General features: G+C 41.9%; 16 protein-coding genes. 10 read left to right on the top strand and 6 right to left on the bottom strand.

Features of this window, described 5'->3' with window-relative positions; all coding sequences use genetic code 11:
* The first annotated feature begins 5 nt into the window (after positions 1-5).
* The 4 genes from WAA86_RS10645 to WAA86_RS10630 are packed head-to-tail and all read left to right on the top strand — an operon-like array spanning position 6 to position 8,862.
* Positions 6-3,365, top strand: a complete 3,360-nt coding sequence (locus WAA86_RS10645; protein WP_337300987.1) for a VCBS repeat-containing protein — start codon at positions 6-8, stop codon at positions 3,363-3,365.
* Positions 3,358-6,618, top strand: a complete 3,261-nt coding sequence (locus WAA86_RS10640) for a VCBS repeat-containing protein (protein ID WP_337300986.1) — start codon at positions 3,358-3,360, stop codon at positions 6,616-6,618. The genes WAA86_RS10645 and WAA86_RS10640 overlap by 8 nt, the downstream gene beginning before the upstream one ends.
* Positions 6,618-7,967 (top strand): vanadium-dependent haloperoxidase, encoded by a 1,350-nt coding sequence (locus WAA86_RS10635; RefSeq protein WP_443217586.1) that lies wholly within the window; start codon positions 6,618-6,620, stop codon positions 7,965-7,967. Before WAA86_RS10640 ends, WAA86_RS10635 begins: the two co-directional genes overlap by 1 nt.
* 1 nt (position 7,968) lies before the next feature.
* A complete protein-coding gene (locus WAA86_RS10630; protein WP_337300984.1) occupies positions 7,969-8,862 on the top strand; it encodes an AraC family transcriptional regulator in 894 nt (297 codons plus the stop codon).
* A gap of 53 nt (positions 8,863-8,915) precedes the next feature.
* Here the strand turns inward: WAA86_RS10630 and WAA86_RS10625 are convergent, their stop codons facing one another.
* The 3 genes from WAA86_RS10625 to WAA86_RS10615 all read right to left on the bottom strand — a co-directional run bounded on the left by WAA86_RS10625 (position 8,916) and on the right by WAA86_RS10615 (position 12,026).
* A complete protein-coding gene (locus WAA86_RS10625) occupies positions 8,916-10,052 on the bottom strand; it encodes a tetratricopeptide repeat protein (RefSeq protein ID WP_337300983.1) in 1,137 nt (378 codons plus the stop codon).
* A gap of 151 nt (positions 10,053-10,203) precedes the next feature.
* Positions 10,204-11,607: a M56 family metallopeptidase gene (locus WAA86_RS10620; RefSeq protein ID WP_337300982.1), complete on the bottom strand. Its 1,404-nt coding sequence runs from the start codon at positions 11,605-11,607 to the stop codon at positions 10,204-10,206.
* Between the two features lie 56 nt (positions 11,608-11,663).
* Complete coding sequence (locus tag WAA86_RS10615; RefSeq protein WP_337300981.1) at positions 11,664-12,026, bottom strand: BlaI/MecI/CopY family transcriptional regulator; 363 nt, start codon at positions 12,024-12,026, stop codon at positions 11,664-11,666.
* Positions 12,027-12,359: 333 nt separating this feature from the next.
* Here WAA86_RS10615 and WAA86_RS10610 point away from each other — a divergent pair, with 333 nt between their 5' ends.
* Positions 12,360-12,875, top strand: a complete 516-nt coding sequence (locus WAA86_RS10610; RefSeq protein ID WP_337300980.1) for a DUF456 domain-containing protein — start codon at positions 12,360-12,362, stop codon at positions 12,873-12,875.
* Here the strand turns inward: WAA86_RS10610 and WAA86_RS10605 are convergent.
* On the bottom strand, positions 12,868-13,767 hold the full coding sequence (locus WAA86_RS10605; protein WP_337300979.1) for a LysR family transcriptional regulator: 900 nt from the start codon (positions 13,765-13,767) through the stop codon (positions 12,868-12,870). The genes WAA86_RS10610 and WAA86_RS10605 overlap by 8 nt on opposite strands.
* 79 nt (positions 13,768-13,846) lie before the next feature.
* Between WAA86_RS10605 and hutH the strand changes: the two genes are divergently transcribed.
* The 5 genes from hutH (at position 13,847) to hutG (ending at position 21,129) form a co-directional block, all read left to right on the top strand.
* Positions 13,847-15,427 carry a histidine ammonia-lyase gene (hutH, locus tag WAA86_RS10600; RefSeq protein ID WP_337300978.1) on the top strand — a complete coding sequence of 527 codons (1,581 nt, stop codon included), beginning with the start codon at positions 13,847-13,849 and terminating at the stop codon, positions 15,425-15,427.
* A 1-nt stretch (position 15,428) separates the two neighbouring features.
* Entirely contained in the window at positions 15,429-16,685 is a 1,257-nt protein-coding gene (hutI, locus tag WAA86_RS10595; protein ID WP_337300977.1) for an imidazolonepropionase, read from the top strand.
* A gap of 1 nt (position 16,686) precedes the next feature.
* Positions 16,687-18,696: a urocanate hydratase gene (locus tag WAA86_RS10590; protein ID WP_337300976.1), complete on the top strand. Its 2,010-nt coding sequence runs from the start codon at positions 16,687-16,689 to the stop codon at positions 18,694-18,696.
* A 77-nt stretch (positions 18,697-18,773) separates the two neighbouring features.
* On the top strand, positions 18,774-20,093 hold the full coding sequence (locus WAA86_RS10585; protein ID WP_337300975.1) for an MFS transporter: 1,320 nt from the start codon (positions 18,774-18,776) through the stop codon (positions 20,091-20,093).
* Between the two features lie 49 nt (positions 20,094-20,142).
* The gene (gene hutG, locus WAA86_RS10580) at positions 20,143-21,129 is read left to right on the top strand and encodes a formimidoylglutamase (protein ID WP_337300974.1); all 987 of its coding nucleotides are present in this window, start codon (positions 20,143-20,145) and stop codon (positions 21,127-21,129) included.
* Here hutG and WAA86_RS10575 read toward each other — a convergent pair.
* Positions 21,111-22,268 (bottom strand): homogentisate 1,2-dioxygenase, encoded by a 1,158-nt coding sequence (locus WAA86_RS10575; protein ID WP_337300973.1) that lies wholly within the window; start codon positions 22,266-22,268, stop codon positions 21,111-21,113. The genes hutG and WAA86_RS10575 overlap by 19 nt on opposite strands.
* Before the next feature lie 298 nt (positions 22,269-22,566).
* The gene (locus WAA86_RS10570; RefSeq protein WP_337300972.1) at positions 22,567-23,844 is read right to left on the bottom strand and encodes an NAD(P)/FAD-dependent oxidoreductase; all 1,278 of its coding nucleotides are present in this window, start codon (positions 23,842-23,844) and stop codon (positions 22,567-22,569) included.
* Positions 23,845-24,080: the final 236 nt, after the last annotated feature.

Here is a 24,080-nt window from a genome sequence, read left to right as displayed (position 1 = left end):
ATTTTATGAAAAACAGTAAACAAATACTACTGGCAACCCTAATCACAGCTTTTGGGATTTTGGCTGGTTGCAATTCTAAAAAGGACACCAACGCAGAAGAAGCCGATAAAACCCCTACCCTCTTTTCCCTGCTCTCTCCGGAAGAGACGGGGGTCGATTTTATCAACCAGATTAAAAATCAAAAGAACTTCAATATTTTTAAATACCGGAACTTTTACAACGGTGGAGGTGTTGCCCTTGGCGATATTAACAATGATGGACTTACGGACATCTATTTGACCGGGAATATGGTAGCCAATAAGCTCTACCTGAACAAGGGCAATATGAAGTTTGAAGACATCTCCGCATCGGCCGGGGTTGAAGGCAGCAAACCTTGGTCTACAGGAGTCGTTATGGTAGATATAAACCAAGATGGACTTCTGGACATCTATGTGAGTAACGCTGGTAACATGGAGGGCAACAATCATGATAATGACCTATACATCAACAATGGTGATCTCACTTTTACCGAAAGAGCTGCGGAATACAACTTGGCAAAGACAGGCTTTACAACCCATGCCTCCTTTTTTGATTACGACAAAGACGGTGACCTGGATGCCTATATTTTAAATAACAGCAATATTCCGGTGAGCAGCTTGGGATATGCCGAGCAACGAGATGTCAGGGCACAAGATTGGGCCGGGGTTCCAGATATTTTTAAAGGGGTCGGCGATATGTTGTTACGCAATGACAATGGCACTTTTGTAGATGTAAGCGAAGAAGCCGGTATTTACGGGAGCCTCATTGGTTTTGGGTTGGGGGTCATGATCAGTGATCTGAACAAAGATCTATACCCCGATATTTATGTTTCGAATGATTTTTACGAGAGGGACTACCTCTATATCAACAATCAGGACGGGACCTTTACAGAAGATATTAAGGGGTGGACATCTCACCTTTCCCTTTCCGCTATGGGGGTTGATATGGCGGACATCAACAATGACGGCAATGTGGAGATCTTTATTACCGACATGCTGCCGGAAGCCAACGAACGGGTAAAATCGGTCATGGAATTTGATGGATATGATGTATTTAAACTAAAACAGGACAAGGATTTCTATCAGCAGTACATCCAAAACACCCTTCAGCTGAACAATGGCAATGGTTCATTTTCGGAAATTGCCTACTACAGTGGCGTTGACGCCACAGATTGGAGCTGGGCAGGATTGCTTTTTGATATGGACAATGATGGGTTTAGAGATATTTTCATTACCAATGGGATTAACCATGACCTTACTGACCTCGATTTTGTGGACTTCTTTGCCAATGAGATCATTCAAAAAATGGCACTTACCGGAAGAAAAGAATCCATAGATTCCATTATCAACAAAATGCCCATTAAACCACAGCCCAATTTCGCATACAGGAACAACAAGGACCTAACTTTTTCCAATGCCAACAAGGAATGGGGTTTTGAGCTTCCTACCATGTCCAACGGTGCAGCTTATGGGGATCTGGACAATGATGGGGACTTGGACCTTGTCGTGAACAACGTAAACATGCCCACGTTTGTTTATGAAAACAAGTCCAATTCCATGACCAAAAACCACTTTATTAAACTGAAATTTAAGGGACCGGAAAAGAACAAATTTGCCATAGGAGCCTCTGCTACCTTTTACCATGGAGGTAGTATCCTATATCAAGAATTGGTGCCGTCAAGAGGATTCCAATCCTCCGTAGATTACGATATGACCATTGGATTGGGAAAATCCACTAAAATAGATTCCATTAGGATCGTTTGGCCCGATGATATGACCCAAAAAATGGTGAATGTTTCAGTTGACCAGACCCTTGTCCTAGAACACAGCAAGGCAACATCACGATTTAAACCTCTGAACAACAAGAACACAAAACCTATGCTCCAAGAAGTCAAGAACCAATCTTTATTGGCGCATAAAGAAAACAACTATAACGATTTTGATTATGAGGGATTAATATACAAGCTTCTTTCCCAAGAAGGCCCTGCCCTTGCCGTGGGTGATATTAATGGTGATGGCAATGAGGATATTTTTATCGGTGGTGCCAAAGGTCAGCCCGCAACCATCTATACCCATACGGGCAACGGGGTAGTTACTCCCCTCAAACAAAGGGTTTTTGTGGAAGATTCCGAACACGAGGACACCGCCGCAGCTTTCCTTGACGTTGATGGGGATTCTGATCTGGATTTGATGGTAGGCTCTGGAGGCAACCAAGTAGGTGAAGAAAGGACCTACAGGACCCGATTATATATCAACAATGGCAAAGGTGCATTTCAAAAGTCAAATGAAATACTTCCTTCTACCTTCAAAAATATTTCTTCCATTGCACCTTATGATTTTGATGGAGATGGCGACATGGATGTCTTTATCGGTTCCAGAAGTGTGGTGGGCACCTATGGGGTAAACCCGGATCATTTGTTCTTGGAAAACAATGGGGATGGCACCTTTAAAAATGCCACCGAACGATTGGCCTACGATCTGAAGGACGCAGGCATGGTTACTGATGCCCTGTGGGTAGATATTAATGGGGATAACAAAAAAGATCTTGTAACCGTATCCGAATGGGGCGTGCCAAATATTTATAGAAATTCTGGGAGACGTTTATCAAAAATGAATACCTCCCTGGATAATTTGGACGGACTTTGGAATGTTGTGGAAGCAGCAGATCTGGACAATGATGGTGACAATGACCTAATTTTGGGGAATCAGGGAAGCAATTTGCACTACAAACCCACCGTAACCAATCCAATGAAAATGTGGATCAATGATTTTGATGGCAATGGTACCATTGAGCAGATCGTTACCTTGAATGAAAATGGGAAAGATTACCCCTTGCACCAGAAAAAAGAGCTAACCAACCAAATGGTTTCATTAAAGAAAAGGAACTTAAAAGCTTCCGAATACGCGAAGAAGACCATCAATGAATTATTTCCGGAGGAGATATTCAAAAATTCGATAATGAAGAAATCTGCTTTATCAGAATCAGTGATCGCAATTAATGAAGGAGGAGGCAAATTTACGATCAAAGTACTTCCCCCAAGGGTACAATTATCCTGTATATGTGGTATTTCTTGTGCAGACATCAACCAAGATGGATACTTGGACCTGATCATGGGCGGTAATAACTTTGAATTCAAACCTCAATATTCAAGACTGGATGCCAATTATGGCAACGTGCTCTTGGGCAATAAGGAATTGGATTTCCAATGGCAGGACTATAACAAAAGTGGCTTCTTTATACGGGAAGAAATAAAACACCTGAAACAATTTAAAGACCGCAAGGGAAATGCATTTCTTATAGCGGCTATCAATAATACACAACCCAAGATATACAAGCTCAATGAATAACAATATTGTCATGGCCATGATCCTATTGCTGCTGGTTGGTTGCGGTTCAAAGGAAGGCGAGTTATTTACAAATCCATCCCCAGAAAAAACTGGTATTACCTTCAGCAACACCTTAACAGAGAGCAATGATCTCAATATTTTGGACTATCTCTATTTTTATAACGGTGGCGGGGTCGCCATTGGCGATATCAATGGCGATGGCCTTCCTGATATCTACCTTTCAGGTAACCAGGTAAAGAACAAGCTTTACCTCAACAAAGGAAACCTAACTTTTGAAGATATCACCGAAAAAGCAGGCGTTGCCGGCAATAGCACCTGGAATACAGGTGCCGTTATGGGGGATGTAAACGGTGATGGTCTTCTTGATATTTATGTCTGCGCAGTTGTTGGAATAAATGGCTTTAACGGTTATAATGAACTCTTTATCAACAATGGAGATTCTACCTTCACCGAAAGCGCAGCCCAATACGGCTTGGATTTTGAAACCTTCAGCTCCAATGCAGCTTTTTTGGATTATGATTTGGATGGTGATCTTGACCTATACCTACTAAACCATGCGGTACATACCCAGGAATCTTTCGGCCGGTCAGATCTTAGGCTACAAAGAGACTTCCAAACTGGGGACCGCTTACTTCGAAATGACGGAAATACCTTTGTAGATGTTAGTGAAGAGGCCGGTATTTATGGTGGAGTCAACGGGTATGGCCTAGGAGTTGCCATTAGCGACTTCAATCAAGATGGTTGGCCCGACATCTATGTTGGAAACGACTTTCATGAGGATGATTATTACTACCTGAACAATGGCGATGGTACCTTTAAAGAAAGCCTAAAGGAGTATTTTGGACAGACCACACGATTTTCCATGGGTAATGACGTTGGGGATATCAACCACGATGGCTGGCCCGATATTATTTCCCTGGACATGCTTCCCGAGGACGAGACCGTACTCAAGTCTTCCGAAGGTGATGATGACTACCAAATACAAAAACTTAGGGTTGGACAATTCGGATACCACTATCAGTTTACCAGGAATATGCTTCACATCAATCAACCCGGAGGAAAATTTAAGGAAACGGCCCTTTTGAGTGGTATTGCAGCCACAGATTGGAGCTGGAGCTCCCTGTTTGCCGATTATGATCAGGATGGAGAACAGGATATATTTATTTCCAATGGTATCCCAAAGCGACCCAATGACCTGGACTTTATAAATTTCGCTTCCAACGACCAGATCAAAACAAAAATTGACAACACTCAGTTGGTAGACCAACAGGCCTTGGATATGATGCCCTCAGGCAACATCCCCAATTATGTCTTTAAAGGGACTTCCAATCTGCAGTTCATCGATAAGTCCAAAAACTGGATCAAAAGGGATACCCTGATCTCCGGTGCAACAGCTATGGGCGATTTGGATAACGATGGGGACCTTGATATTGTGACCAACAACATCAACCATCCGGCAACCCTCTATATCAATAAAACCGACAACAAGGCCAATTATTTAAAAATCAAATTGAAATTCCCCGGAAAAAATCCATATGGCATAGGTTCCAAAATTTTGTCTTACCACAAGGGAATCCTTCAATACAAGGAAATGTACACGGTCAGGGGCTTTCAGGCATCCTCTGAACCTCTTGTTCATTTTGGATATGGAAAGGACACGAAAATCGATTCTATTCGCATTATATGGCCCAATAGAACAACACAGCTCCTAAAAAATGTTAAGGTAAACCAGACTTTGGTAATTGCACCAAAAGAAGAAGTACAGGCAACCTACCCTATTTTTGTACAGAACAAAAATGAAATTTTCAAAAAGGTTGAAGGTAACCTAGGTCTTGAATTTGAACACAAGGAGGACTCCTATTTCGATTTTAATAGGCAGAAATTGATTCCTTATCAATTTTCTGATCGTGGACCTGCAGTAGCCATAGGTGACCTAACCAACGACGGAAATGAGGATATCTTTTTTGGCGGTTCCAAATTCATGGCTTCTAAACTCTACGTACAGCATGCTGACGGATTTAAAGAAAAGGCTTTCCCGACCATCAAAAAAGATTCCATCAAAGAAGACGTAGTGGCGGTTATTGAGGATTTTAATAAGGATGGTAAGAAAGATCTTTTTATAGGGTCCGGGGGTGCCGATTTTTTCAACGAGATGCCACCGCTATTGGACAGCTATTATACTCAGAAAGACACCACCTTTGTTCAAGAACAACTCCCTGCCACCTTTCAAAATGCTTCTGTTCTGGCGCGGGCAGACTACGACTTAGACGGTGACATGGACCTTTTTGTAGGGAATCAAATGGTTACCAATGACTATGGGAAGACACCGTATTCTTATGTCCTACAAAACAAGAATGGAAAATTTGAGATATTGGAAAATGAATCCCTGAACCATATTGGTATGGTTACAGATGCCGTTTGGGACGATTACAACGGCGATGGTACTTTGGACCTTATCGTAGTAGGGGAATGGATGCAGCCCACATTTTTCAAAAATAAAGGAGGCACGCTGATCAAGGATGATATGGACCTAGATCAATTGAACGGCCTATGGCAAAGTATCATTCCCTTTGATATTGACAAGGACGGTGACAAGGACTACCTACTCGGCAACTGGGGGTTGAATTCCAAATTCAAAGCCTCACAGAAATCAGCTTTAAAGATGTACTATGCTGATTTTGACAACAACGGTAGTACGGAAACTATTGTGACCATTAAAAAAAATGGTGAAGATTATCCTATAGAAGGATTAAAAGGCCTTTCCGAACAATTGATAAGTCTAAGAAAGAAATTTACAGCGTATAAAGATTTCGCAGGAAAACCCATAAAAGGCATCCTTTCTGAGGAAGGACTTAAAAAAGCCAAGGTTTTCGAAGTACACGAACTGAGCTCCGGATATCTGGAAAATAATAACGGGAATTTTACCTTTGTACCCTTCAACGTGGAGCTACAAATGGCGCCCATTATGACATTTCTGGCGTATGATTTTGACGGAGATGGCGCTGAAGAGGTACTTGCAGCAGGCAATTACTTTGGAGTTAAACCATACCACGGTCGTTTGGGATCTTTTGCCGGGGCTATGATTAAAAGCAAAAATAATGTAATTTTGGGTGATGATCTGGGATTGGACTTTTCACAAAGATCTATAAGACATCTCAATATCATCACATTTAAGAACAAACCTTATTTGATTGCGACTTTCAACAATGAAAAGGTCCAAGTATATCAATTGATAAACAACATTGGAAAATGATGAAGAAAATAAGCCTACTACTGATATTTGTAATTCTTATTGGTTGCCAAAAAAAGGAAGAACCCATAGTTATCACCCCCGATTTATTTCACGAATCCGTGGATAGGGTAACGGAGATAATGATTCATGATATTTTTTCCCCACCTGTGGCCAGTAGAATTTTTGCCTACCCCAATATTGCAGCCTTTGAAATCATAGCGGCACACAATAATGAGTACAAATCCTTGGCGGGACAACTAAATGATCTAACTCCCATCCCCAGTCCTGAACCATCCGGGAAGGTAAATCCTAAATTGGCGGCCCTTATTGCCCATATGGATATTAGCCGACGATTGATATTCAGTGAGGAGAAAATCAATATATTCAGGGACAGTTTATATACGGATTGGTCCTCAAAAAACCCGACGGAATTCAATGCCTCCAAAGATTATGGTCTCTTGGTTGCTGACCATATTGCTGCCTGGATGGACAAGGACAACTACAAACAAACCCGTACCATGCCAAAATTTACGGTAAATACGGACGATCCTGCGCGCTGGCAACCCACTCCGCCTTCCTATATGGCCGGAATTGAACCGCACTGGAATAAGATAAGACCTTATGTCATGGATTCCGCGGCACAATTTAAACCTGTGGCCCCTCCCGCCTATTCGGTAGAAAAAAGTTCAGACTTCTACAAGGAACTCCAAGAAGTATACGATATAAGCATGAAAATTACTGAAGAAGGAGATACTTCAGAAGAAATAGCGATTGCACAGTTCTGGGACTGTAATCCTTATGTTTCGGTGACAAGGGGACATTTGATGTTCGCCACAAAGAAGATCACTCCTGGGGCACATTGGATAGGGATCACAAAGATCGCCTGTAAAAAAACAGATAGTGATTTTGATAAGACCATTTACGCCTATACCAAAACCTCTATTGCCATGGCAGATGCCTTTATCAGTTGTTGGGATGAGAAATACCGCAGCAATTTGATCAGGCCAGAAACACTGATCAATCAATTTATCGATGATAGTTGGAAACCGGTGCTCCAAACGCCACCGTTTCCAGAGTACCCCAGTGGTCACAGCGTAGTTTCCGGTGCAGCTTCTACCGCCCTTACCAGTATTTTTGGGGACGATTTTGCATTTGAGGACGACACCGAAATTCGCTTTGGATTGCCGGTACGGAAGTTTTCTTCTTTTTCAGAAGCTGCCGATGAAGCAGCGATAAGCAGAATGTACGGTGGTATCCACTTTAGGGCAGCCGTAGAAGTTGGAGTAAAACAAGGTCGGGATTTAGGGAAATATGTTGTGGAGAACCTCAACATGAAACAAAAATCTGAATTGGCAACATTGGAGCAATAATATGAAAAAGTTCTTTTTAGTGCTGTTGTCCCTATGTATAGTAGGGATTGTTTGGTATCTTTTCTTCTACCCGTACGACTATTTGGTAACCATTAAGGCCAAAGCCAATCCTGGGACGATTAACCAGACCATAAAACTTTGGAATTCCACGTTGGACAAGGCCGAACTAAACGAAGGGAAGGAATTGGCCCAACTTAACCAGACATTGCACTTCAACGATACAACCCATTTATATGCATGGGAAATTGATGCGGTAAACGATTCCGTTTCCAAAATCAAGATCTTTGCCAAGGACAGTGCGCATAGTTTCATCAATAAGATCCGTATTCCTTTTACGAAGACCGATTTTGAGAAACGCACCGTAAAAACATTGGCCGATTTCAATGAGAAGCTCCATGAGCATATTAAAAACATAAGGGTTTCAGTTGTAGGCGAAGACGAAATAAGCGCCACCTATTATGCCTATGTAAAGGTAAAAACATCCCAATTTGGTAAGGCAGGTGGCATGATGCGAAATTTCCCCTTGTTAGATCCTTATTTGGTCAATAACGGAGCAACACTAAAGGGCAGGCCTTTTATTGAAATCACCAAATGGGACATGCAAAAGGACAGCATAGAGTACAATTTTGGATATCCTGTCATCAAATCTGATAGTTTACCCGAACATCCAGAACTCCACTACGGCTATCGAAAGTCCCGAAAAGCCCTGAAGGCCATTTACAATGGAAATTATATTACATCCGATAGGGCATGGTATGCACTGCTGGACTATGCCAAAAGTAAGGATATTGAGGTCACCGGACTACCCATGGAAATCTTTTTCAACAACCCCAATATGGGTGGAGATGAACTGAACTGGACGGCAGAGATCTACATGCCTTTGAGCAAACAATAAAAAAGCCCAACAGATGTTGGGCTTTTTTATTGCAACTTATCAGTAAGAACGGACTATTTCTCAAAATGAATTTCCTCCCGTAACTCATTGATACGCCTTTGGGCGAACTCAGAGAAATAATCCTTTTTCTTACCAAATGTTTCCATATAATTACTATAACACCCCAGTTTCATTTTTGGATCTTTATAAAACTGATCCATCAGAAAACAGATCTCGTATTTATACAAATATCCCTCGGGATCTTCTTGCAGTGCATCTTTATAATAAGCAATCGCTGACTTTAAATCACCTTGATCAACTGCTATACGGGCCAAAGCATTGTATTCCTTGTCCAATTTGATCTGTTGCTGAACTATGGCTTCCTTTATATAAATAGCGGCACTATCCAAAACCTTCAACTTTGCATATGCGTTACCGAGCCCATATAGTGCCTTGGGATTAGTGGGCTCCAATTCAATAAAACTTTGATAAGCCATTTTAGACCTCTCGTTCTCATACAAAAGACCGTATAAAACCCCAAGCTTCTCATAAACATAGGTTGTATTCTCCCCTAGTTCCAAAAGTTGTTCATAGATAGGCAAGGCCAAGTACCCCTTGTTTGCATTGAAATAAGCCAAACCTTTAAGGTTGAGTAATGAAACATCATTTTCATAAAACACCAATCCATGATCTACATAATACAAGACAGAATCGAGCTTTCTTTGTTGCAAATAGTGTTTGCCCAATTGGTAGGTACTCCTCAAATGTGTGCTGTCTAAATCCACCGCCCTCCTAAATTTTTTATTGGCGCTTTCAATACTATCCAATTCCTGCCAAGCACGACCTTCATAATACAGAAACTCTGGATTATTGCCCCGATCTATATTCAAACGTTGAAAGACCTTTAAAGCCTCTAAAAACTGGTTTGTCTTTAAATACAGTTTGCCCAGTTCAAATTTTGCAAGGACTTGTGCTTCATTTTTATCCACCACAGCTTTGTATGAATCTATGGCCTTGTCATAATTACCTATGGCATTATATGCATTGGCTATTTGAATCTGAGCAGCTATAGTTCCTACTGCTGCATAATAATTAATCGCGGGAATGTAATTACCAATACGGTATAAACTATCAGCTTTTTGCAAGGCCGAAGACTGGGCTCCGGCATTGAAACTGACCAATCCAATTATAAGAACAATTAATTGTTTCATTGAAACATCGGTTAAATCAATTATTGATATTTAAAAGGAAAGCACGTAAAGACAGGATACATACAACTACATGTATTTTTATACAATATTTTTTATAGATCCCATCTAACAAGTGGATAACATTCTCACCTTCACTGCCCACAATAACAATCTACTCCTTCTTAGGTCCGTACCCAACAATAAACATTTCGTCAAGTGCCTGTGCCTCCTCATTATCAGCAAATTCAGCCGCCTTTTTTGTTTGGTTTTCTTTAACTCCCTTATTATCCAGTTGCCCATCCTCGATTTTAAAGGTAATGGGAATAGAGAATGGTACAGTTACTGCTTGGCCATTATGTATCCCTGGTAACATTTTAGGCAATCTGGCAATAATACGCTCTGTTTCATCTTCGAGCAATCTGTGTGGTCCCCTCTTTCGAATATTTATTATATTTCCTTTTTCATCAATGGTAAACATCACACTTACCCTCCCCTGAATTCCATTATTATTAGCTTCTTCAGGATAGTGGAAATTTTTACGGACATGCTCTTGTATTTTATCATGAAAACAGGCCTTTTTATCCTCGGCATCTTCACACCCAGGAAAAACTGGCACCTGATCTATCACCGCAAAGGAAACAGATATTTCATTAGTGTTTCCAGTGCTTTCAGTGGCTTCCAGATGCTGTTCTTCCTCAGTTGTTTTTGTATTTTCCACCCCTTCACAAGAGGTATAAAACAACATTCCAACAATTAATGGCAATAACAATAAGTACTTCAATTGCCAGACTTTCCTTGATCTTGATTTTTGTAACATGACGATTCGTTTTTTGATTAATGATGATTTAAAAAATTGATTGATAAATGAAATATGTTGGGTCTGGAACACCTGGGACAATAAATTTTGATAGTGCTCCCTTTGGTGCGACTTGGATACCTTGGCATCGGCGATGAACTCGTGCAATTCAGAAATCCGGTTTTGATATACATATACAAGGGGATTGAACCAGAAGGCTATTCGCATCAGTTCAAAGAACATAAGATCCAGGGAGTGACGCTGTTGAATATGAACCAGTTCATGCTGCAAAATACTCTCGTGCTCTTTTTTCAACACTTCCTCCCCCAAGAAAATCGTTTTAAAAAAGGAAAACGCGATATTGCTCTTGGCAACCACTACTCTGGTAAACTGATCAAAATAATGAACCTCCCCTCTATTTTTGAGTTGTCGGATCTGAACCAACTTAATGATAAAGAGCACCGCCGCTAACACCATGCCACCGTAGAGCAGCATTTCTTGCCATGAAAGCATAAACTGTGATTCTTCGGCAGTAAGCAATACACCCGTTCCCGCACCCATATCCATACCCCATAAGTATTCCGGATAGGCCATAAATTTCTTGGACACCGTGATTTTCAGCGCCTCTATCTTCATCCACGGAAGTAGAAGTGAAAGCAGAAAAGTTGCCAATAAATAGGCCCTGTTCCATTGAAAAAAGGTCTCCCTCTTTAAAAACACGTCATATATGATCAGAAATAACAATTGGAATGCTACACTTTCTAAGATATACTGCATCATAAACTATTTATTAGATTGTTCATATAATTATAGATATCAACTTCCTTCCTTTGATACTATTCTTTATCCTTTTTAATATCCTTTAAAATGGATTCCAATTCCGAAAGGCTCATATCATTTTTCTTCATAAAAAAAGACACCATACTTTTAAAAGAGCCTTGAAAATACCCATCCATAAGCTTGGTGATGGAGGCATTGCTGTAATCAGCTTTTTTGATCAATGGAAAATACAAATGCCCTTTCCCTTCCTTTTCGTGATCTACAAAACCCTTGCTTTCCAAAATTCTCACAATGGTAGAAACCGTGTTGTATGCAGGCTTAGGTTCTGGCAACTCATCAATAATAGATGCTACGTTACATTTCTGCAATTGCCATAACACCTGCATTACTTCCTCTTCCGCTTTCGTAAGTTGTTTCATTTTTGTTTTTCTAAATTATCCGGTAACGCTTAATCGAAACCTCTTCTATGTATACGACCGCTACCACTCAAATCAGCTTGTGGAAAACCATTATGTCCGTTCGAGCGCAGTCGAGACCTTCTCTACCCTTCCTATGACCTCTCAAGATGATATTTGACACCTTTTTTGACCTGGTAATTACTTACATTAAATATCTTCGACATAGCTAATATAACTAAAGTTTTAGTTTAAACTAATGTTTTAGTTAAAAAATTTAGAAAATAATAACAATTTGAATTTCTGACATCTAACGAAATCTATATATATTCGCCATACACCCCGAAATACTCTCCTATGGATATTGCATTGGTCTTTCTTGGATTTATACTGATGATAACTGGTATATTGGGAAGTTTTTTACCTGTTCTGCCTGGACCACCTATTAGCTGGATAGGACTACTTTTACTCCATTATACAAAAGCCATTCCCATGGACTGGGTTTTACTGGGCATTACCCTGATCATTGCCCTAGTTGTTCTTGCTTTGGATTATATTATCCCGGTAATGGGGACCAAAAAATTTGGTGGCAGTAAGGCAGGCATGATAGGAACAACCATAGGTCTTTTGGTCTCCCTCGTATTTCCTATCCTCGGGATATTTGGTATTATTATATGGCCCTTTGTTGGTGCCTTGGTTGGCGAACTTATAAACCGTGCCGATCATAAGTCCGCACTGAAATCGGCCTTTGGATCTTTTCTTGGCTTTTTAACGGGAACTTTTATCAAGTTTGTGGTAGCAACCGTTTTTTTGGGGCTATATCTCTCTAAAGTATGGGATTACAAAGAAGTGCTTTTTCCTTTTTTTAATTGATCTTTTCCCTGCCCAACAACAGGTCCATACAGTGCTTTAAAGCAGGGTTCCTGTTATCCTTCTTCCATATGACCGAAAGAATGGCCCGTTGTGGAATATTTTTAAGTTCCAAGAATTTCACCCTCATATGAAACCCATATTGCAGGGATGTGGGGACAATGGCAATCCCCAAATTGTTCTCCACCAATTTAAATATGGTCTGGGCATGGACAGATTTATGGGAAACTTTGGGTGTAAAACCACCATCCTCACAAATGCTCATGATGGTATCATAGTACAACGGACTGTAATCTTGTGAAAAGAGAATAAAATTCTCAGCGGATAACTGATGAACTCCCTCAAATTCCCGAGATAGTATGGGATAGGCCTCTGGGAGCACCACGGAAAAAGTGTCCTCAAATACGGGGTGAATATGTATGTCATCAGGAACCCTGGCCAACCTTACGAAACCTATATCCAATTTGTCTTTCATAACAGCATCCAATTGGGCACTATTGGAAAGTTCTTCCAGGCTAGTACGTACTTTGGGATATTCCTCTTTTAGCTTTATCAATAGCTCCGGAATAACATTCTGCATGGCAGACCCCAAAAATCCTATACGAACCTCTCCAGAGTCCCCATCCTTTAATAACTCCAAATGTTTGGTAGCAAGATCCAGGTGATTGAGGATGTATTGTAGCTCTGCCCGAAGATACTCTCCCGCAGGAGTCAAGGTTACCTTCTTTTTACTCCGGATAAACAAAGGGGTATCCAAAATCTCCTCCATTTGCTTTATTTGTCTGCTCAAACCTGGTTGCGAGATACATAGTTTTTCAGCAGCTTTTCGATAATGCAATTCTTCGGCTACGGCTAAGAAATATTTGAAATGTCTAAGCTCTAATTGATAACTCATAGCTATTGAATATTGACAATAATGGTATTGGTGATTATCAAACTTAATCAATAATTTTATAGTATTAAAATTAAGACCCATGATTCCGGTACCTAAGAATTTTTTATTTGGGGAGGACCACCTCTCTGCCAGTATAGCTCTGGCCATTGCCCAAGGTAAAACCAAAGGCAGTATTTCCGAAGAGACAAGAGAAAAGGTAGTTCGCAGCAGGACTATTGTAGAGAACATTGTTGAAAAAGGCCATGCCGTTTATGGCATCAATACCGGTTTTGGTCCCTTGTGCACTACTAAAATATCAAAGACAGAAACCAAAATATTACAGACCAACATCCTTCAGAGCCACAGTGTTGGGGTAGGTACTCCTATTGCTTCAGAAATTGCAAAATTAATGATGATACTTAAGGTCCATTCTCTGGCCAAAGGATATTCTGGAATATCGGAGATCACTTTGGACAGGATTTTATGGCATATAGATAATGATGCCATCCCCCTAGTTCCATCTCAAGGCTCAGTTGGGGCCTCTGGCGATTTGGCTCCACTTTCCCATTTATTCCTACCCCTTATTGGACTGGGCAAGGTCATCTATAGGAATGAGGAAATTACCACGGCCCAGCTTTTCAAAAAAACAGGGCTTAAACCATTGGAATTGGGTCCAAAAGAAGGCTTGGCACTGATCAACGGTACCCAGTTTATTGCTGCCCATGCCGTAAAGGTGGTAGAAAAACTGCACAGTTGTCTATCGCAGGCCGATATCATAGGAACCATGATGATAGAAGGCTTGCAGGGCTCGGTTAAACCATTCTATAAAGAATTGCACGCCCTACGTCCATTCAAAGGAAATATCCATGTGGCAACAAGGATAAAGTCGTTCTTGGAAGGTTCCGAGATTATGGAGGACCATATAGATTGTGATCGCGTCCAAGATCCTTATTCTTTGCGTTGTATGCCACAAGTCCATGGTGCTTCCAGAAACGCATGGCTGCATCTAAAAGAACTACTGGAAACAGAATTGAATTCGGTGACGGACAACCCTATTATTATTGATGAGGAACTGACCATCAGCGGAGGGAGCTTTCATGGGCAGCCTTTGGCCATGGCCATAGACTATGCCTGTTTGGCAGCTTCAGAAATTGGGAACATATCGGATAGAAGGATCTACTTGGCCTTGGAAGGAAATAGTCCTGGTGTACCAAAATTATTGATGAAAGATACTGGGATCAACTCAGGATATATGATCTTACAGTATACCACTGCCGCCTTGGCGAGTGAGAACAAAGGTCTGTGTTTCCCGTCCAGTGCGGATAGTATTCCTACCTCCTTGGGACAAGAGGACCATGTGAGCATGGGGTCCATCAGCGGAAGAAAAGCTCTGCGGGTGCTTGAAAATGTAGAAAAGATATTGGCCATTGAACTATTAACGGCCGCCCAGGCTTTTGAATTCCGAAAACCAATGAAATCCGGTATCTTATTGGACGAAATACATCAAAAGATCCGGACCAAAGTAGCTTTTGCCGATAAGGACCGGGTATTTGCCAATGATATAGAAGCAGGAATTGCCATGATCAAGGACAAGACCATTATAAAGGTTATAGAAAGGGTCAGTAAAAGGGAGAAATTAGATCTTTCAACCCCTTATTCACAAGAATTTGAAAACTACTAGTATGCATACCTATCAGCTTATCGGGCCTTTCGCCCAAATATTACCGATGACCAATTTAGGCCTCAAAGGGGCTATTACGGACGAATCATTATCTATCATAGAAAATGGAGGTATCCTCATTGAGAATGAGCGCATTCACTCCCTGGGGAAATATTCCGAAATGCTGCCCATGGCCAAGGAATTGGGTGCAGAAGCCATCGCCCTGGACGGGAATGATGTGTGCCTGCCCGGATTAGTGGATGCACATACCCATATTTGTTATGGCGGTACCAGGGCAAATGATTATGCCATGCGCAATGCCGGAAAATCCTATTTGGAAATAGCAAAAAGTGGCGGTGGAATTTGGGATACGGTAACCCAGACAAGAAAGGCCACAGAGGACCAACTCATTGATCTTATCAGACAAAGGGCCACGAGGCACTTGGAAAATGGCATTACTACCATAGAGGTAAAAAGCGGATATGGACTTTCTGTGGAGGAAGAGCTCAAAATGCTCTATGCCATAAAAAAAGCGAATCAAAAATTACCTACCGATCTTATTGCTACCTGTCTGGCAGCCCATATGGTCCCTAAGGATTATTCGGGAACTCCAAGGGAATATCTGGAAGAAATAAGCACAACTCTTTTTCCTAAACTCAAATCAGAACAACTCGCTCATAGAATTGATGCCTTTATTGAAGAAAGCGCCTATTCCAAAGATGATATTGTGCCCTACTTTACCAAAGCAAAAGCGATGGGCTTTGATATTACCGTTCATGCCGACCAGTTTTCCACTTCGGGAAGTGCAGTGGCCATAGCATTTGATGCGGTTAGCGCTGACCACTTGGAAGCGAGTACTACCAAAGAGATAGAAGCATTGGCGAAAAGCAATGTAATTGCTACGGCTCTCCCTGGAGCCTCCTTAGGTTTGGGCTGTGCCTTTACCCCAGCCCGTGAACTTTTGGATGCAGGAGGGGCACTAGCGATTGCCAGTGATTGGAATCCCGGATCAGCGCCCATGGGAGATTTATTGACCCAAGCTGCCATTTTGGGAACCTTCCAAAAGCTTTCCAATGCCGAAGTGTTGGCAGGAATAACATTTAGAGCCGCATTGGCCTTGAACCTGAAGGACAGAGGTACAATACAAGAGGGGTATTTGGCAGATCTTATCACTTTCCCTACCAATAATTACAAGGAGATCCTGTATCAACAAGGAACATTAAAACCCAATAGAGTTTGGAAAAGAGGTAAACTGGTCATGGACAAAAAGCACGATTAAAATGGATTTTAAAGCACAGATACTTCAGGGTATTCCCTCGGAATTGCCAGCAGCCAAAAAAATACCTGCAACAGTGAACAGGGCTCCCAAAAGAAAGGAGATCCTATCCTTGGAGGAAAAAAAATTGGCGATACGGAATGCACTTCGATATTTTCCATCGGAATGGCACAAGACGCTGTCGGTTGAATTTGCACGGGAACTACAAGATTATGGTAGAATTTATATGTACCGATTTAAGCCGGATTATAAGCTTCATGCCAGAGCAATCCATGAATACCCTGCCAGATCTGCCCAGGCGGCGGCTATCATGTTGATGATCCAAAACAATCTGGATCCCGCTGTTGCCCAACATCCGGAGGAACTGATAACCTACGGGGGCAATGGGGCCGTTTTTCAGAATTGGGCACAGTACCTACTGACCATGCAATACTTGGCCAACATGACGGAAGAACAGACATTACATATCTATTCCGGTCATCCTATGGGATTGTTTCCCTCTTCCAAAGAGGCACCCCGTGTGGTAGTCACCAATGGGATGATGATCCCCAACTATTCCAAACCGGATGATTGGGAAAAATATAATGCCCTAGGGGTTACCCAATATGGCCAGATGACGGCAGGATCATATATGTACATTGGTCCGCAGGGGATTGTGCACGGCACGGCCATAACGGTGATGAACGCCTTTAGAAAAGTGTTGAAAAAAGAAGAAGACTCAACCGGCAAGATTTTTTTGACCGCTGGATTGGGAGGTATGAGCGGGGCACAGCCCAAAGCCGGTAATATAGCAGGATGTATCACGGTATGTGCAGAAATAAATCCGGCAGCAGCAACAAAGAGACACGAACAGGGCTGGGTAGATGAACTTATGGACAACCTTGATGATTTGACCCTACGGGTACAAGGTGCCGTACAAAACAAGGAGGTTGTTTCCATTGCCTATATTGGCAATATCGTGGATGTTTGGGAAAAATTCTTGGAGGAAGAGGTCTTCGTACATTTGGGATCGGACCAAACTTCTTTGCACAATCCTTGGTCGGGAGGGTACTACCCCGTAGGCATGTCTTATGAAGAAGCCAATAATCTAATGAGCACAGATCCGGAGGCATTCAAGGAAAAGGTTCAGGGATCCCTGCGCAGACAGGTCAAAGCCATTAATGGGCATACCGCCAAAGGAACCTATTTCTTCGACTATGGCAATGCTTTTTTACTGGAAGCCTCACGTGCTGGGGCCGATGTTATGGCCGAAAACAAAATTGATTTTAGATATCCCTCTTATGTACAGGATATTTTGGGGCCCATGTGTTTTGATTATGGATTTGGCCCTTTTAGATGGGTTTGTACTTCAGGAAATCCGGCAGACCTACGTAAGACAGATGCTATTGCCCTAGAGGTGATGGAAGCCATAAGAGCCAATGCCCCTTCAGAGATACAACAGCAAATGGCCGATAATATCAAATGGATCCAAGAGGCCGAATCCAATAGGTTGGTCGTAGGTTCACAAGCCCGAATTTTATATGCGGATGCAGAAGGTCGGGCCAAGATAGCTGAAGCTTTCAACCAGGCCATTAAATCAGGTACCATCTCCGCCCCTGTCGTATTGGGAAGGGACCATCATGATGTAAGCGGTACCGATTCGCCTTTTAGGGAGACCAGTAATATCTATGACGGCAGTAAGTTCACAGCCGACATGGCCATCCATAATGTCATAGGGGATAGTTTTAGGGGAGCCACATGGGTTTCCATCCACAATGGCGGTGGTGTTGGCTGGGGAGAGGTGATCAATGGTGGCTTCGGCATGGTCCTAGATGGCTCAGAAGAAGCTTCTGCGAAACTAAAAAACATGCTTTTCTATGATGTAAACAATGGGATATCCAGAAGAAGTTGGGCCAGGAACAAAGAGGCTTTGTTTGCCATAAAGCGTGAGATGGACAGAACGCCCAATTTGAAGGTGACCCTTCCAAATTTAGTGGAGGATGCATTGTTGGACGGATTGTTTCACGGGAATTAATATATAAGATGTTGTATCTTTAGGAATTCTATATCCCTAAAGAACAATTTCCCTTTGTATCAATACGGTTGCGGCCCATGAATTCCAAAAAACAAAGTCTAAACTTAGAAAAGGTCTACGATTTTATCAACAATGAAGAAGATGCGCGTATCTGTAAGGATATAGATGAGTCGGCCTGTAGGTCCACTCCCAAAAATTATTTCCTAATTCTTATCAGCAATACCCTCACTTCTCTTGGGGATACGCTGAGCAACCCAAAAACGGTACTTGCCTGGTTGATGAGCTATGTGAACGCCCCAGTTTACCTCATCAGTTTTATTGTTCCCATTCGCGAATCTGGCTCCATGTTGCCACAAATTGTAATTGCCAGTTATGTTAGGAAAAAGGCGGTCAGAAAATGGACATGGGTCCTGGGTTCCGTATTGCAGTTTCTGTCCATTTCAGCTATTGGATGGATCGCCATGAAATTCAAGGGAGCCGAAGCCGGTTGGCACATCGTTCTATGTCTAGTGGCCTTCAGTTTATCAAGAGGTCTGTGCTCGGTGGCATCCAAAGATGTATTGGGGAAGACCATTCCCAAAACAAAGCGAGGCAAACTTAAAGGTTATACCGCTTCCGTATCTGGTATCTTGGTCCTTTTGGCGGGATTGTTCATGATCTATAGTTCAAAAGAAGATCAGGACATCCTTTTCTACAGTTATATAATCTTTTTTGCCGGAAGCCTTTGGTTGATGGCCGCAATTGTCTATGCCAATATCAAAGAGTTTCCAGGGGAGACCTCTGGGGGCAGAAATGGATTGAAAGAGGCCTTGGCCAAAATGAATTTGGTAAAGACGGACAAATCTTTCCGAAATTTTATCATATCACGATCCCTATTGCTCTGTTCTGCGCTAACTGCCCCTTATTACGTGCTATTGGCACAGACCTATCTGGGAAAAGAAAGCTATTTATTGGGACTATTTATTATTGCCAATGGTGCGGCCTCCGTAATTAGTGCCCCTATTTGGGGTGCCATGGCCGATAAATCCAGTAAAATGGTCATGGTCTGGGGAGGTTTGATTGCTGCCATTTTGGGGATCATGACCTTTGTGATCATCACCTGGATGGACGGTCTAAGGGGTGATTATTGGCTCTACCCCTTGGCATTCTTTTTACTTGGCATTGCGCACAGTGGCGTGCGATTGGGGAGAAAAACTTATATTGTAGATATGGCGGGAGGAAATAAAAGGACCGACTATGTTGCAGTCAGCAACACTTTGATAGGAATCATATTATTGATCACCGGGGGAATCAGTGCCCTGGCCTCCATATTTTCGGTAGAGGGTATCATTTTGGTACTTTCCCTATTTGGGATCGCGGGAGCTTATACCAGTTCTAGATTGCCTGAAGTACAATAGAACGGGTCAACTACAACATATACTAATTGAAGAACGAAACACACTAAAAATGGAAGCTTATTCCAAACCAAAACCTGAAAACTGGACCGGACGGAAGTCGGACCAAAAACTTTATCTTCATCAAAAAGTACAGCTGCTTAATTTGAAAAAGGCTTCTCTTGAGAACATCCAAGAATCGGATATAGTCTTTTTGGGATATGCCTGTGACGAAGGGGTAAAAAGAAACCAGGGAAGGACCGGGGCACATGCCGGACCCAATGCCATCAGGATCCAATTGGGAAAACAACCCGAACATCTATCGGAAACCCTTAATATCTTTGATGCGGGCAATATAGAATGTTCGGATGGGGATTTGAAAAAGTCCCAAGACATCTTGGCCAAAACCGTCCAAAAGTTATTGGCACGAAATTCTTTTCCCATTCTTTTAGGTGGAGGCCATGATATTGCCTATGCCCACTACAAGGGCATACAAGAGCATCTTAATGCCAAAGGGGAAAAAAAGACCATTGGAATTATAAATTTTGATGCCCACTTCGATCTTCGCTCTGATGAAAATGGTGCAAATTCTGGAACTCCATTTTACCAGATTGCCAAAGAATGCAGCGCAGATCATACGGTTTTTAAATATTTATGCTTGGGTATCAGAAAAGATGCCAATAGCAAGATCCTTTTTGAAACGGCCGAAGAACATGAGGTGACCATTGTAGAAAATGAGCATTTTAGCATGCATTATTTGGCACATAATCTAAAGCACCTCCAACACTTTATCAAAGCGGTAGACGTCCTCTATACCACCATAGATCTGGATGGGTTTTCATCGGCCTATGCACCTGGAGTGAGTGCCCCCTCGCCCATGGGCTTTGCTCCCGATATTGTCCTTGAAGTTTTGAAGATTATCATTGACTCCAATAAATTGATAAGCTTGGATATAGCTGAGCTAAATCCAAGCTTTGATGTGGATAACCAAACGGCCAAATTGGCCGCTGGATTAATACATTTTATAATGCACCGGTTGGACTATTCCAACCAGGACTGATAATAGATGCCATCATCTATATCCAACGCGGTCTGTGTAAGCTGCAATGGCTTAAAAGTATCTATCATTACTGCCAGCTCTTCGGTTTTGGTATGTCCGATACTTCGTTCATAAGCCCCGGGATGCGGCCCATGTGGAATTCCTGCCGGATGTAATGAAATGTAACCCTTATCTATATTATTTCTGCTCATAAAATCGCCATCCACATAATATAGCACCTCATCGGAATCTATGTTACTGTGATTATAGGGCGCCGGTATGGATTGAGGGTGGTAATCGTACAATCTCGGACAAAACGAGCAAACCACAAAAGCACTTGTCTCAAAGGTCTGATGTACTGGTGGCGGTTGGTGAACCCTTCCGGTAATAGGTTCAAAATCATGAATGGAAAATGCATAGGGATAATTGTACCCATCCCAACCAACCACATCAAAGGGATGTGAGGCATAGGTCAAATGATGCAATTGGCCTTGCTTTTTCACCTTGATCACAAATTCGCCCCACTCATCATGGGCCTTCAGATCTTGCGGTAATTTAAAGTCACGTTCACAGAAAGGGCTATGTTCCAAATGTTGTCCAAACCAGTTTCTATAGCGTTTTGGGGTATAGATGGGGTGGTAGGATTCTGCTATTAATAAGCGGTTATCTTCCGTGTCAAAAGTTATCTGGTAGATCATTCCCCTGGGAATGATGATATAGTCGCCATACTCAAATGGGATGTCGCCCAACATGGTCTTTAACGTACCAGTGCCCTTATGGATAAAAAGCATCTCATCGGCATCAGTATTCTTATAAAAATAATCCGACATGGATTTTTTGGGAGAAGCTAGACTTACATGCACGTCATTATTGAAAAGTACCACTTTCCTACTTTCTAGAAAGTCATTTTCTGGTCGTACTTCGAATCCCTTCAGCAATCTAGATTTTATGTTGTGTTCCACCGCTGCCTTTGGGCGCATGTCAATGCTTTTGCCTACCTCCTTGACCATTGTTGGTCTATGTAAATGATACATCAGGGATGACATTCCATCAAATCCTATGGTTCCAAAAAGTTGCTCATAATGTAGAGTACCATCTTCCTTTTTAAAAATGGTATGTCTTTTATGGGGTATTCTACCTAATTTATGATAAAGTGGCATGCAATTATTCTTTATTATATCCTCAGTAAAAATACGATAAAATAAAGATTTTGTAAAACATTAAACCCTAAATGAATGATAATTAAAAGAAGTTCAAAAGCTTGGGCGGGAGTATCCCCTAAACAAAAAAAGCCTCCCATATAGGAAAGCCTTTCATTGGTTGGACCGAACAACAATTCGGTTTACACAACCTTGGTCTCCATAAAGAGACACAACACAACATGGCAAAGATAGGAAAGGAAATTAAAATGTCGACTACACCTTAAGTCTAATTTTATCCATTCTACCACAATTCTGTCTATTTTTTAGCTGAATAGGGTCTTACGATCAACCGTGCGGCCTTATCATAATTGATATAGTTATAGGCCCAGTTAAAAAAGACGATGACCTTGTTTCTAAAACCTACCAAGGCCATTAGGTGCACGAACATCCATATAAACCACGCTAAAAATCCTCCGAAACGCAATTTGTGCAGATCTACCACCGCCCTGTTACGGCCCACTGTGGCCATACTCCCATTGTCAAAGTATGAAAATGGCTCCATTGCCTTCCCATCCAGGAGTCGCTCAAGGTTTTTGGCCAAATGCTGTCCCTGCTGTATCGCCGGCTGCGCCACTTGCGGATGTCCCTTGGGAAAATCTTTTGTTGTCATAGAAGCTATATCCCCAATAGCAAAGATATTTTCATAACCTTCTATTTGATTGTATACATTGACCTTATATCTATTGGCCCGCTCTATCAAGGAATCCTTGGAAAAACCTTCCAGGGAAGCTCCTGTAACCCCGGCAGTCCAGATAAAGTTTTTGGTCCTGATCACTGTCCCATCGCCCAAGGTCATGTTCTCCCCATCGTAATCCTTTACCACAGTATTTAAATGAATATTGACTCCCAGTTCATTTAAAAATTTTGTAGCCTTCTTCCCTGCTTGTACACTCATGGGAGGTAAAACTCTATCGGCAGCCTCGAACAAATGAATCTCCATATTATTTATGTTGAGATGCCTGTAATCCTTTGGAAAGACATTCTTTTTGAGCTCTGCAAAAGCCCCAGAAAGTTCTACTCCCGTGGGTCCACCCCCAACAATACAGAAATTCATCAACATTTTTCGTTCCTCTTGGCTTACCGCATCATCGGCCTTTTCAAAATTCTGTAGCATCAAGCTCCTTATGTTCAAGGCTTGGGGCACATTTTTCATGGGCATGGCATGTTCTTCGATACTCGTATTCCCAAAAAAATTGGTTTTGGTACCCGTAGCGATCACCAAATAGTCATATGTCAGATTGCCTATATCGGTCACAACTTCCTGGGCCTCCACACTCACCTTTTGTACCGTTGCCAATCGAAAATAAAAATTATTGAGTCGCTTTAATATCTTGCGGATCGGGTAGGCAATAGAATCTGGCTCAAGACCACTTGTGGACACTTGGTACAACAGGGGTTGGAAGGTATGGTAATTGTGTTTGTCGATGACCACTACCTGAACATTCAAATCTCTGAGCTTCTTGGCCAGGGAAATACCCCCAAATCCCGCACCAATGACAACAATTCTTTTCTTTCCTAAATCGGGAAGGTTCATAGCGCCTATTTTTGGTTAAAAATACTGAAACTTAAATAGATAGTAGGCAAGGATCCACCAAAAAATCTATATGCAAATTAACGATAAAAGGTCTAAAAATTAGACAAGAATACGGCAATTGGTAGATGAACGACGTTTAGGGCGACTGGTCGTAAAGTACACAAAAGAAGAATATAATCTCAATATATTTGTAGGGTTGATACTACAAACCTACAGTATGCTCAGATATTCCCAAA

It is taken from the genome of Sediminicola sp. 1XM1-17 (genome assembly GCF_037203765.1).
In the GTDB taxonomy this organism is placed as follows: Bacteria; Bacteroidota; Bacteroidia; order Flavobacteriales; family Flavobacteriaceae; genus Sediminicola.
The sequence above is the reverse complement of the archived record's forward strand: the minus strand, read 5'-3'. Positions and strand labels throughout refer to the sequence as shown.